The sequence below is a fragment of the Rahnella sp. BIGb0236 genome (assembly GCF_004364755.1).
GTDB classification, from domain to species: domain Bacteria; phylum Pseudomonadota; class Gammaproteobacteria; order Enterobacterales; family Enterobacteriaceae; genus Rahnella; species Rahnella victoriana.
This window is the reverse complement of sequence record NZ_SOAO01000006.1, coordinates 181,732-194,228: the sequence shown is the minus strand read 5'-3', so window position 1 is coordinate 194,228 and position 12,497 is coordinate 181,732. Positions and strand designations below refer to the sequence as shown.

The 12,497-nt window shown below is 57.1% G+C and carries 7 protein-coding genes; 2 read left to right on the top strand and 5 right to left on the bottom strand.

Translation table 11 applies throughout. The features are described from left to right. Positions 1-148: 148 nt before the first annotated feature. The 3 genes from treC to treR form a co-directional block, all read right to left on the bottom strand. The gene (gene treC, locus EDF78_RS14380; protein WP_133823340.1) at positions 149-1,792 is read right to left on the bottom strand and encodes an alpha,alpha-phosphotrehalase; all 1,644 of its coding nucleotides are present in this window, start codon (positions 1,790-1,792) and stop codon (positions 149-151) included. A 21-nt stretch (positions 1,793-1,813) separates the two neighbouring features. Beyond that, complete coding sequence (gene treB, locus EDF78_RS14375; RefSeq protein ID WP_119823366.1) at positions 1,814-3,232, bottom strand: PTS trehalose transporter subunit IIBC; 1,419 nt, start codon at positions 3,230-3,232, stop codon at positions 1,814-1,816. A gap of 151 nt (positions 3,233-3,383) precedes the next feature. Further along, a complete protein-coding gene (gene treR / locus EDF78_RS14370; RefSeq protein ID WP_131694246.1) occupies positions 3,384-4,340 on the bottom strand; it encodes a trehalose operon repressor TreR in 957 nt (318 codons plus the stop codon). A 343-nt stretch (positions 4,341-4,683) separates the two neighbouring features. On the opposite strand from treR, the gene mgtA reads away from it, so the two are divergent. Together mgtA and EDF78_RS14360 are read left to right on the top strand one after the other, a co-directional pair. Continuing rightward, positions 4,684-7,386, top strand: a complete 2,703-nt coding sequence (gene mgtA, locus EDF78_RS14365; protein ID WP_133823339.1) for a magnesium-translocating P-type ATPase — start codon at positions 4,684-4,686, stop codon at positions 7,384-7,386. Between the two features lie 132 nt (positions 7,387-7,518). Continuing rightward, positions 7,519-9,915, top strand: a complete 2,397-nt coding sequence (locus tag EDF78_RS14360) for a family 20 glycosylhydrolase (protein ID WP_133823338.1) — start codon at positions 7,519-7,521, stop codon at positions 9,913-9,915. Positions 9,916-9,957: 42 nt separating this feature from the next. Here EDF78_RS14360 and sstT read toward each other — a convergent pair whose 3' ends face one another. Together sstT and EDF78_RS14350 are read right to left on the bottom strand one after the other, a co-directional pair. Further along, positions 9,958-11,169: a serine/threonine transporter SstT gene (gene sstT / locus EDF78_RS14355; protein ID WP_095923622.1), complete on the bottom strand. Its 1,212-nt coding sequence runs from the start codon at positions 11,167-11,169 to the stop codon at positions 9,958-9,960. A 135-nt stretch (positions 11,170-11,304) separates the two neighbouring features. After that, positions 11,305-12,273 carry a TerC family protein gene (locus EDF78_RS14350; RefSeq protein ID WP_133823379.1) on the bottom strand — a complete coding sequence of 323 codons (969 nt, stop codon included), beginning with the start codon at positions 12,271-12,273 and terminating at the stop codon, positions 11,305-11,307. Positions 12,274-12,497: the final 224 nt, after the last annotated feature.

Below are 12,497 nucleotides of genomic sequence, written 5' to 3'. Positions count from 1 at the left end.
CCTGAAACAAAGAATTTTTTTGGCGGAAGAATTGATGACCAACTGTAAGTTCTGGCCTGAATTTTGCGTGTTGTTTTATAAGGAGATGCATAAAAAACAAACGGGCCAGACACGAGTGTGACTGACCCGGCAGAACAGAAATTTCAGATTATTCGGTGAGTTGCCAGAGGCATTCGTACGGACGAAGCATTCCGGAAACCGCAGGGGATGCGTAATTACTCAGCAGCGTGCTGCCGGGGAATTCCGGCAATGTGAAGGTCTGATCCTGTGCGCTCAGGTTTGCCATCACCCGCAGGGTTTTGCCGTCTGCCGTGCGGGTATAGCACCAGAGTTGCGGATGCTCTGGCAGCAAATCCTGATAATCGCCACCGGTCAGTACCGGCAATGTTTTGCGCAGGCGGATCAGTTGCTGATACAGATAAAACACCGAGTCTTTATCGGCCAGCGCCTGTTCGGTATTGATGTCTCTGGCATTGTGGCTGACGGAAATCCACGGTGTGCCGGTGGTAAATCCGGCCTGATCTCCGGCGTTCCATTGCATCGGCGTACGCGCGTTGTCCCGCGATTTCTTCGCCAGAATGCGCAGCAGTTCTGCGGTGTCGCGGCCATCCGTTTTCAGTTCGGCAAACATGTTCAGGCTTTCCACATCGCGGTATTGCTCGAGATGTCTGAAGCCCGGATTGGTCATGCCGATTTCCTCGCCCTGATAAATGTACGGCGTGCCCTGCAGACCGTGCAGCACCATCGCCAGCATTTTAGCCGACGTGGTGCGCAGTGCGCCTTCATCACCAAAACGCGACACGATGCGCGGCTGATCGTGATTACACCAGAACAGCGCGTTCCAGGCGTGACCGTGCATGCCCTGCTGCCAGTCGCGGAAAATCTGCTTAAGCTGGATAAAATCCGGTGGCGCGTCAGTCCATTTTTCGCCGTTCGGATAATCCACTTTCAGGTGATGAAAGTTAAAGGTCATCGACAGTTCGCTGCCGTCGTTGGCGGCGTAACGGCGGCAGTGCTCCAGTTGGGTGGAAGACATTTCGCCGACGGTCATCAGCCCGAGGGGTTTGAACACGTCGCGGCTGAATTCCTGCAGGAACTCATGAATGCGCGGGCCGTCGGTGTAAAAACGGCGGCCATCACCGGCGTCGTCAGACGGGAAATCCTGCTGCTTGGACACCAGATTGATCACGTCCAGACGCAGCCCGTCGACGCCTTTGTCCGCCCAGAACTGGCAGACTTTTTTCAGCGCCTCGCGCACCGGCGGGTATTCCCAGTTGAGATCGGCCTGTTCGGTGGCGAACAGATGCAGATAATACTGACCGCTGGTTTCATGCCACTGCCAGGCGCCGCCACCGAATTTTGAACGCCAGTTATTCGGCGGCCCGCCTCCGTCCGCGCCGTCACGCCAGATATAAAACGGACGGAACGGACTGCCCGGATCCTGCGACTGGCGGAACCATTCGTGATGGGTAGAAGAGTGATTAAACACCATGTCCATCACGATGCGGATCCCGCGCTGATGCGCCTCTGCGGTCAGCCGTTCGAAATCTTCCAGCGTGCCGTAAGCCGGGTCAATCTCGCAGTAATCCGCCACGTCATAGCCATTATCAATCTGCGGCGACAGGTACATCGGCGTCAGCCACAGCGCATCGACGCCGAGCGTTTTCAGGTAATCCAGACGCTGCGTGATGCCGTTGATATCCCCCGTACCGCTGCCGGTGGTGTCCTGAAAACTCTTTGGGTAAATCTGGTAAATCACGCCGTTTTTCCACCACGGCAATTCGCTGCTCATTCCATTTTCCTTTTGAATGTCTTACGCCACGGCCAGTTCGCCACGGCGCGCTTTACGCTGATACACCACGACGGTCAGGATCACTGGCACCACAATCGCCACCAGCATGGCCAGTGCGTAAATGCTCCAGAACTGCGGTTTGATGGACAGAATGCCCGGCAAGCCGCCGACGCCGATGCCGTTGGCTGTCACGTGGAACAGGCCGCAAATCAGACCGGCACAGGCGGAGCCAATCATGGCGCACAGCATCGGGAAGCGGTATTTCAGGTTGATCCCGTACATGGCCGGTTCGGTGACGCCGAGGAAGGCGGAGATGGCGGCAGGGACGGAAATCTCACGTTCGTTGTGTTTACGGCTGACGATAATCACCCCGACCACGGCAGAGGCCTGCGCAATGTTGGAGAGGGCGATCAGCGGCCAGACCGGGGTGCCGCCGGTGCTTTGCACCATCTGCATATCGATGGCGAGTGTGGTCTGATGCACGCCGGTAATCACCAGTGGCGCGTAGAGGAAGCCAAAGAGTGCCGCACCGACCGGCGCAAGGCTGCCGGTCATGATGAATTTCACGGCGAAGGCCACACCGTCGCCGACCATACGACCAAACGGCCCGATCAGCGTATGCGCCAGGAAGACGGCAATCAGCAGTGAGCTGACCGGCACAATCACCAGATACAGGTAATTGGGCACGATGCGTTTGAGGCCATTTTCAATCATCGCCAGCGCCATCCCGGCAAGCACGGAAGGAATGACCTGCGCCTGATAACCGACTTTTTCGATGGTGAACCAGCCGAAATTCCACACTTCGGGAATTTGCTGACCGAGGTTGTAGGAGTTCATCAGCTGTGGCGACACCAGCGTGATACCCAGCACGATGCCGAGGATTTCGGTGCCACCCATTTTTCTGACCGTTGACCAGCAGACCGCCACCGGCAGGAACATAAACACCGCTTCGCCGAGCAGCCACAGGAAGTCGTAAATCGACTGCCACAGCGGATGCATCTGCGCCAGCGTCTGGCCGTCGCTCATCGGGATTTCACCGATGACGTTGCGGAAACCGAGAATTAAACCGCCGCTGATCAGCGCCGGGAGCAGCGGGAAGAAGATTTCCGCAAAGTGCGAAATGCTGCGTTCAAACCAGCTCATATTCTGGCGGGCGGCGATTTTTGCCTGCTCTTTTCCCGCCTGGCTTTTACCGGTGCTGGCGAGCAAAACTTTATAGTAATCGTCCACTTCCGGCCCGATCACTACCTGAAATTGCCCGGCATTGGTGAAGCAGCCTTTGACCATCGGCAGGGCTTCGAGACCTTTCGGATCGGCTTTAGACGGATCATTGAGGACGAAACGAAGACGCGTAATGCAGTGAGTCACCATCGCGATATTGTCGCTGCCGCCGACAAGGGCGATCAGCTGATCAACATCCTGTTGCTTAACTTTGCTCATGGGAAGTGGCCTGTGATGTAGCGTGAGTGTGTAGGGTACGGTTTAAGCATAGCGAAGGCGGCGGGAACTTGTCCGGGAACGTTCCCGGTTTTGCCGGGACGATCACAAAGTTTCTGCTTTTAAGAAAGGTACAGGTCAGAAAGACAGGGGATCAGAAAGCCAGCTTTCCGGGGATAATCAGCTGTTGTACGGGCGCAGAACCGCTGAGCTGCGTCAGCAATTGTCGGGCTGCCGCTTCGCCGCCTGCGCCATAACCGAGTTCCACCGAGTACGATTCCGGGAACAGGAAATGCAGCAGCGGGTTATTGCCGATACCGCAGACCTGAATATCGCGGATTTGCTGCTGTTGCAGGTATTTCTGCGCGCCGATAGCGATGGTATCTGAGGCGCAAATCACCGCCTGAATGTCGTTTTCCAGCAAGCGCGGGATCAGGTCAAAACCGCTCTGATAGGTGAGTTCGCCAAGCGCCATGTGCGGCGTCAGCCCCTGCGCCTGACACAACGCCTGATAAGCTTCACTGCGTCGCTGACCGGTGGTGGTGTCCCGTGGCGAAACGCCGATAAACCCGATGCGGCGGATATCCTGTGCCAGCAACTTGTTCATCAGCAGTTGTACCGCACCGGCATCGTCATAACACACCGAAGACAGCCCCGGCATATCGCGCGCCAGCATCACCAGTTTGTCCTGCCACGGCGTCAGCATTTGCGCCGATAAACCGGTAAAACCAAACAACACCACGCCGTCGATATTGCGCTGCTTCAGCACCTGTAAATGCTCTTTAACGCGTTCGGCGCTGAACTGGCTTTCCAGCACAATCGGGTCGTAACCCTGCTGATAAAACAGCGGCAGCATGGCGCGCACCGCCTGATTTTCTGACGGAGAATCCAGGCGCGACACAATGATCGCCACAATTTTATCGCTGAAACCACGCATCGCCCGCGCGGATTTTGACGGGCTGAAATGTTGCTGCTCAATCACCTGTAACACCCGTTCGCGGGTTTGCGGGCTGACGTTGCCTTCGTTATTTAAAACGCGGGAAACCGTGGATTTTCCGACACCGCTCAGGCGGGCAATATCATTAATGGTCAGGCGATTTTGTAGGGTCATGTTTTCAGGTGAATGAGGGTCAGGTTTAAATTTGGTTGTAGTTAACCGGCGTATACTGCGCTCGCCGGAGATGCTGTGTGCGTCGTCCGTGCCGTTACCCTAACGGATTTTTATACCCGATGCGTATGAATTTCCCAACCGTTCCTTACCGGAGGTGAAAACCCATGGAACCCGACCCCAACTCTGTAGGTCCGTTGTGATCCGGTAAGCACCCGCATTTTTGCTGCTGCTTGCCGTGACGTTACCTGGTAAGCAGTGGCGATCGTCTTTTTCGTTCGCCCTGTTTTTATAACCCTTTTGCCATGCTCACGGCGGCTTTGCCGTGGGCGCAACAAAGGTGCGAATGATGTTCAAAAATTTCACTTCCCGGCTGCTCACTGCGCTCAGCCGTAACTTACCGCGTCGTTTAGTCCGCCGCGACCCGATGCTTGAAAACGTGCCAGCCCGTGCTGCGCAGGCGATCCCTGCCGCGATGTCGGCGCATTGTCAGGCCTGTGCCCGTGCCACGGAAGACCAGCTGTATCTGCAATTTGCCAGCCATCCTGAAGGGCTGACGGCGCACGAAGCCGACGCGATCCGCGAGGTGTCCGGCCTCAATCAGACCGGCGACCAGCAACCGGCACCGTGGTGGCTGCATTTATGGCACTGCTACCGCAATCCGTTCAACCTGCTGCTGACCGTGCTCGGGCTGGTGTCCTACGCCACCGACGATCTGACTGCCGCGCTGGTGATTGGCGCGATGGTGCTGATCTCCACGTTTATGCATTTTATTCAGGAAGCGCGCTCCAACAAAGCGGCGGATGCGCTGAAAGCCATGGTCAGCAATACCGCCACGGTGCTGCGCAGTGACGCCCAAACCGGGCGCAGCGAAACGGTGGAAATCCCGATCAGCCAGCTGGTGCCGGGTGATCTGATCAAACTGTCGGCAGGCGATATGATCCCGGCGGATCTGCGCATTCTGTCTGCCAAAGATCTGTTCATCAGCCAGGCGGCGCTGACCGGTGAATCCCTGCCGGTGGAAAAACATGCCTGCGAGAAAAAACCGGTGGCGGTGGATCCGCTTGAGCTGACCACGCTGTGCTTTATGGGCACCAACGTGGTGAGCGGCACGGCGATCGCCATGGTGATTGCCACCGGCGGCAAAACCTGGTTCGGCCAGCTCGCCGAACGTGTGGTGCAGGAAGATACCCAGCCGAATGCCTTCCAGGCCGGGATCAGCAAAGTCAGCTGGCTGCTGATCCGCTTTATGATGGTGATGACGCCGGTCGTGCTGGTGATCAACGGCTACACCAAAGGCGACTGGTGGGAAGCGGCGTTGTTCGCGCTCTCCGTGGCGGTCGGGCTGACACCGGAAATGCTGCCGATGATTGTCACCTCGACGCTGGCGAAAGGCGCGGTCAAACTGTCCCGCCAGAAAGTGATCGTTAAACGTCTGGACGCCATCCAGAACTTCGGCGCGATGGACATCCTCTGCACCGATAAGACCGGCACGCTGACGCAGGATAAAATCGTGCTCGAGCGCCACACCGACGTGCTCGGTGAAACCAACGACGACGTGCTGCATCTGGCGTGGCTGAACAGCCATTATCAGACCGGCCTGAAAAATCTGCTGGATGTCGCGGTGCTGGAATGCGGTGATGCCAGCAAGGCGCATCACTCGCTGAAAGTCGATGAAATTCCGTTCGATTTCGACCGCCGCCGTATGTCTGTGGTGGTGGCCGAAAATGATCAGAACCATCGTCTGATCTGCAAAGGCGCGCTGGAAGAAATGCTGTCGATTTGTACGCTGGTGCAGCTCAACGGTGAGATTGTGCCGCTGACCGATGTGTTGCTGGCGCGTATCCGCCGCATTACCGACGATCTCAATCAGCAGGGGCTGCGCGTGGTGGCAGTGGCGCATAAAGTGATGCCATCGCGCACGCAGGGTTATGGCGTGACCGATGAATCCAGCCTGATCCTTGCCGGTTACATCGCGTTTCTCGATCCGCCAAAAGAGAGCACTGCACCGGCGCTGGACGCGCTGCAACGCAAGGGTGTGACGGTGAAAATCCTCACCGGCGATAATCCGCTGGTGGCGCGCAAAGTCTGCAAAGATGTGGGATTACAGGCCGATAACGTGCTGATCGGCAGCGATATTGATGCCATGGATGACAGTCAGTTGCTGCGGGTCGCCCGCGACACCACGGTGTTCGCCAAACTTACGCCGATGCACAAAGAGCGCATTGTGCGCGTGTTGCGTGGCGAAGGGCATGTGGTCGGGTTTATGGGCGACGGCATTAACGACGCCCCGGCGCTGCGTGCGGCAGACATTGGTATTTCGGTGGATTCGGCGGTGGATATCGCCAAAGAAGCGGCGGATATCATTCTGCTGGAAAAAAGCCTGATGGTGCTGGAGCAGGGCGTGACAGAAGGGCGCAGAACCTTCGCCAACATGCTGAAATACATAAAAATGACCGCCAGTTCTAACTTCGGTAACGTGTTCAGCGTGCTGGTCGCCAGCGCCTTCCTGCCGTTCCTGCCGATGTTGCCGCTGCATCTGCTGATTCAGAACCTGATTTACGATGTGTCTCAGGTGGCGATCCCGTTTGATAACGTGGATGAAGAGCAACTGGCAAAACCGCAGCGCTGGAACGCGGGTGACATTGGCCGCTTTATGGTGTTCTTCGGGCCGATCAGTTCCGTGTTCGATATCATGACCTTTGGCCTGATGTGGTGGGTGTTCCAGGCCAATACGGTGGAGGCGCAGACGCTGTTCCAGTCCGGCTGGTTCATTGAAGGATTGCTGTCGCAGACGCTGATCGTGCACATGATCCGCACCCGCAAAGTGCCGTTTATTCAGAGCCGCGCCTCCTGGCCGCTGTGCATCATGACGCTGCTGGTGGTGGTGACCGGCATCTCCCTGATTTACTCGCCCGTTGCCAGTTTCCTGCAATTGCAGCCGCTGCCGCTGAGCTACTTCCCGTGGCTGGTGGCGATCCTGGCCGGTTACATGGTGCTGACGCAGTGCGTGAAAGGCTGGTTCGTGCGCCGTTACGGCTGGCAATAAGGGTTTCACATTAATCATAAAGGCGGTGATTGTTAACTCAGTCACCGCCTTTATTTTATCCAGCGACTATAGTTATTCCTTTAGATTCAGCGGGCTAAGATGGCGCGCTTTTTACTCTGAGGAATTTCACCGATGTTAATGCCTTTCCGTCGTACCCTTCTGGCTTCATCCCTGTTTCTCACCTTTTCCGCCTTTGCCGCGCCAGCCGGGAATTTACCGCTGATGCCGTGGCCGCAGCAGGTGGATGTCACTTCGCCTGCCGGTAAATTTGTCCTCAGTGAGGCGCTACAGATCCAGGTGAAAGGCGATGCGCTGATGCCTGAGGTTAACCGCTGGCGCGAACGTCTGGCGCAGCAAACCGGCTGGTATCTGTTGCCGCAAAATAGCGAAACGGTCAGCGGTCAGGCGGCCATCACGATCATCATTCAGAAGAAAGTCGCGGCGCAGCCGATGCCGGACAGTGATGAAAGCTACCGGCTGGAGGTCACGCCGCAAGGCGCAACGCTGACTGCCAGCAGCCGTTTCGGCGCGATGCGCGGCATGGAAACGTTGTTACAGCTGGTGCAGAACGACGGCGAAAACACCTTTATCCCGCTGGTCAGCATTCACGATCAGCCGCGTTTCGCGTGGCGCGGCGTGCTGCTCGATTCTGCCCGCCATTTTCTGCCGTTGCCGGATATCAAACGTCAGCTCGATGGCATGGCGGCGGCGAAACTCAACGTGCTGCACTGGCATCTCAGCGACGATCAGGGCTGGCGTTTCGAATCGCAGAAGTATCCCAAACTGCAGCAACTGGCGAGCGACGGGCAGTTTTACACCGTGACGCAGATGAAAGAGGTGGTGGCCTACGCCACGGCGCGGGGGATCCGCGTGGTGCCGGAAATCGATATGCCGGGCCATGCCTCCGCGATTGCGGTCGCCTATCCCGAACTGCTCAGCGCGCCGGGGCCGTACAAAATGGAACGATCCTGGGGCGTACACGAACCGACGCTGGATCCGACCAGTGAACAAGTCTATGCCTTTGCGGATGCCATCGTCGGCGAACTGACGCAGATCTTCCCTGATCCGTATCTGCACATCGGCGGGGACGAAGTGGACGCCACCCAGTGGAAAACCTCGAAACCGATCCAGGCGTTCATGAAAGAAAAGGGCATCGCTGACACTCACGCTTTGCAGGCCTATTTCAACACCCGTCTGCAGAAGATCCTGCAACAACACCAGCGAAAAATGGTCGGCTGGGACGAAATTTTCCACCCGGATCTGCCGCATGACATCGTGATCCAGTCATGGCAGGGGCCAGATTCACTGGGTGCCAGCGCGCAGAAGGGCTATCAGGGCATTCTCTCCACCGGTTTCTATCTCGATCAGCCGCACAGCGCGGCCTATCACTATCGCAATGAGATTTTGCCGCAGCCGCTGGGTGTGGATCCTAACGTGGCCGAAGGGGAAAAAGCGCAAAGCTGGACGTTCAACATGCCGCGCCTGAAAGGCAAACCGGTGGACGGCAGCTTTACGCTGATAGAGGGCAAAGATGGCTGGCGCGGGTTTATTGATTTCACGGGCAAAACGCGACGCGCAGTGCGCGATATCGTCTGGCACCACGACGGTCGCGTCAGTTTCGCCGTCGATACCTGGATGGGCGACACGCGGCCGGTGCTGAGCCTGAAAGACGGCCAATTCGCTGGCTATTTCATTATCGGCAATGCGCGTTATCCGGTGACCGGCAGCCCGCTCAGCGCGGTGCCGGACGGTCTGCCGCCGGTGGTGCCGGATGCGGCGGGGATGAAAAATATCCTCGGTGGCGAAGCGGCGCTGTGGCAGGAAAATATCACCTCGCAAATTCTGGATCTGAAACTCTGGCCGCGCGGTTTTGTTGTCGCGGAACGGCTTTGGTCGGCGCAGGACGTGAAAGACACCGGCAATATGTATCAGCGGCTGGCGAAAATCGACGCCTGGTCGGTGGTATCAGCCGGGCTGCAACAGCATGTGGAAACGACGCGGCTGATGACGCGGCTGGCTGACAGCACGGATATTGCGCCGCTGCTCAGCTTCTCGACGGCGCTGGAACCGGCACAGTATTACACCCGTCAGCACCTCAAATTCCAGGCCGGACATTACACCCAGTCCGAGCCGCTGAACCGTCTGGCCGATGCGTTACCGGCAGAAAGCAACGCCGTACGTGAGTTTGCTGCGCAGATGAATACGCTGGTACAGGATCCGAAAAATGCGCAGGCGGCGCAATCTGTGCGTGAGCAACTGGAAAGCTGGCAGCGTAGCGCGGAGCAGGTGAAACCAGTGCTGGCGCAAAACTATGTGCTGAAACCGTTGCAGCCGGTGGCGGAACAGCTTGGCGGGTTATCTGCGTTAGGGCTGACGTGGCTGGATAAACTGCAAAAAGGTGGATCCCTGACAGCGCAGGAACGCCGGCAGGCGCAGGCTCAGCTGGATGATGCGGCTGCGATCCATGACGAACTGGTGATCGCGATGGTGTACCCGCTGGAGGTGTTGCTGAACGGCGTGAAGCCGTAAGGCAATGCACCGGGCGGCAGGGGCTGCCCGGTGCAGGAAGGATCAGTGTTTCTGACAGGCTGCGGCGGTAAACAACACATCTGTGGAAGAGTTCAGCGCAGTTTCCGCTGAATCCTGCAAAATACCGATGATGAAGCCGACAGCCACCACCTGCATGGCGATGTCATTGGGAATGCCAAACAGGCTGCATGCCATCGGGATCAGCAGCAGCGAACCGCCCGCCACCCCTGACGCGCCACAGGCGCACACCGCCGCCATCACGCTCAGCAACAGCGCCGTCAGAATATCCACTTCAATACCCAGCGTCGTGACCGCCGCCAGCGTCAGCACCGTAATGGTGATCGCCGCGCCCGCCATATTGATGGTGGCACCCAGCGGGATCGACACGGAATAGGTGTCTTCATCCAGCCCCAGTTTGCGGCAAAGGTTCATGTTGACCGGAATATTGGCGGCAGAACTGCGGGTGAAGAAGGCGGTGACGCCACTTTCACGCAGGCAGGCAAAGACCAGTGGGTAAGGATTGCGACGGGTTTTCACCAGCACGATCAGCGGGTTAAATACCAGCGCCACCAGCAACATACACCCGATCAGCACGGCAAGCAGATGGGCGTAATCGTAGAGTGCGCCAAATCCGCTGGTGGCCAGTGTTTCGGCGACCAGACCGAAAATCCCCAGTGGCGCAAAGCGGATCACCACACGGACAATTTTGGTGACGGCCACCGAGACATCCGTGACCAGATTTTTCGTCGTATCAGCAGCCTGACGCAGCGCCAGCCCAAGGCCAATCGCCCAGGCCAGAATGCCGATATAATTCGCATCGATCAGGGCGCGGAACGGGTTAGACACAATGCTCATAATCAGCCCTTTCAGCACCTCCGCAATGCCTCCCGGCGGCGTGATTTCGACGTTAGCGACTTTCAGATCCAGCGTCGAGGGGAACATAAAACTGACCACGACGGCAATCAGCGCCGCTGAAAACGTCCCGAAGAGATACAGAAACAGGATCGGGCCGAGCGCGGTTTTCCTGCCTTTGGGATGATTGGTAATGGAGGCGGTCACCAGCACTAACACCAGCAACGGCGCGACGGCTTTCAGCGCGCCGACAAACAGGCTGCCGAGCAGACCTGCTGTTTTTGCCACTTCCGGCGCCAGTGCCGCGAGGATGATACCGGCGATTAAGCCGACCAGAATTTGCATCACCAGACTGCTGTCGGTGAAGCGTTTTACAAATGACGGAGAGGATGGTGTTTGCATGATTTTCCCTTTTTTATTCGTTATCACCGTTCGTGTCCTGAACGGCGAAGCAGGAGACTAGCAGAATCTAGCTCAAAAAATAACGGGCGCTTGTTAGCGCCCGCCTGATGACAGTATTTTGCGATCGATGCCCGCTTATTTTTTGGATTTTGCGAGGTCAGCCCGACGGTTCACCCAGGTGTTAATCAGCAAGGTGATGATCAGAATCGACGCGATCACGCCCAGCGATATTCCCACCGGAATGTGGAACACATCGAGCAGCAGCATCTTGATACCGATGAAAATCAGGATCACCGCCAGACCGTATTTCAGCATCGAGAACCGCTCTGCCACGCCCGCCAGCAGGAAGTACATCGCACGCAGGCCGAGGATCGCAAACAGGTTAGACGTCAGCACGATGAACGGGTCGGTGGTCACCGCGAAAATAGCCGGGATACTGTCAACCGCGAAAATCACGTCACTCAGTTCGACCATGATCAGCACCAGCAGCAGCGGTGTGGCGAACAGAATACCGTTACGGCGCACGAAGAATTTCTCGCCCTGCAATTCGTCGGTCATACGCATTTTACTGCGCAGCCAGCGGATCATCGGCTTTTCGCCCACTTCGCCGTCATCTTCCTTCGCCAGCGCCATCTTGATACCGGTGAACAGCAGGAACGCGCCGAACACATATAAAATCCAGCTGAATTGCCCCACCAGCCAGCTGCCGGCGAAAATCATACCGGTACGCAAGACGATGGCACCGAGCACGCCGTACACCAGTACGCGGCGTTGCAGGTTGGCCGGAATGGAGAAGTAACTGAACAGGATCAGCCAGACGAAGACGTTATCCACCGCCAGCGCTTTTTCCAGCAAATAGCCGGTCAGGAACATGGTGGCCTTGGCATCGGCCACTTCACTGCCAAACTCGCCGTTGAGATACCACCAGAAGCCGAAGTTGAACAGCAACGACAGGCCTATCCACACCAGCGACCACATCGCGGCACTTTTCATACTCATGGTTTGCGCGCCTTTGCGGCCCTGCAACAGCAGGTCGAACGCGAGCATAATTATCACTACCACGGCAAAGGAGCCCCACAACATCGGGTTGCCTACGGAGTTCATCATTGCGATATCCTCGAAAAAACATCAAAAAAAAACGGCCAGCGTCGGAAGACGTTAGCCGCTCATTTTTTGAGCTGTGAGCAACCTCGCCTTCCGGCAAGGTCTCACTTACAAAGATAAGTATTCATCTTATGAATGCTTATCTTTGCCCCGGTAACCGGGTGGCTGAGACGGCGCTGCGTGAGCGCGGGTCCAGACACCGTAATGACGATTATCCGACGAAG

Coding starts and splice junctions, on each gene's coding strand:
- treC (WP_133823340.1), bottom strand. CDS start 1,792: ATGAGCAGCGAATTGCCGTGGTGGAAAAACGGCGTGATTTACCAGATT.
- treB (WP_119823366.1), bottom strand. CDS start 3,232: ATGAGCAAAGTTAAGCAACAGGATGTTGATCAGCTGATCGCCCTTGTC.
- treR (WP_131694246.1), bottom strand. CDS start 4,340: ATGACCCTACAAAATCGCCTGACCATTAATGATATTGCCCGCCTGAGC.
- mgtA (WP_133823339.1), top strand. CDS start 4,684: ATGATGTTCAAAAATTTCACTTCCCGGCTGCTCACTGCGCTCAGCCGT.
- EDF78_RS14360 (WP_133823338.1), top strand. CDS start 7,519: ATGTTAATGCCTTTCCGTCGTACCCTTCTGGCTTCATCCCTGTTTCTC.
- sstT (WP_095923622.1), bottom strand. CDS start 11,169: ATGCAAACACCATCCTCTCCGTCATTTGTAAAACGCTTCACCGACAGC.
- EDF78_RS14350 (WP_133823379.1), bottom strand. CDS start 12,273: ATGAACTCCGTAGGCAACCCGATGTTGTGGGGCTCCTTTGCCGTGGTA.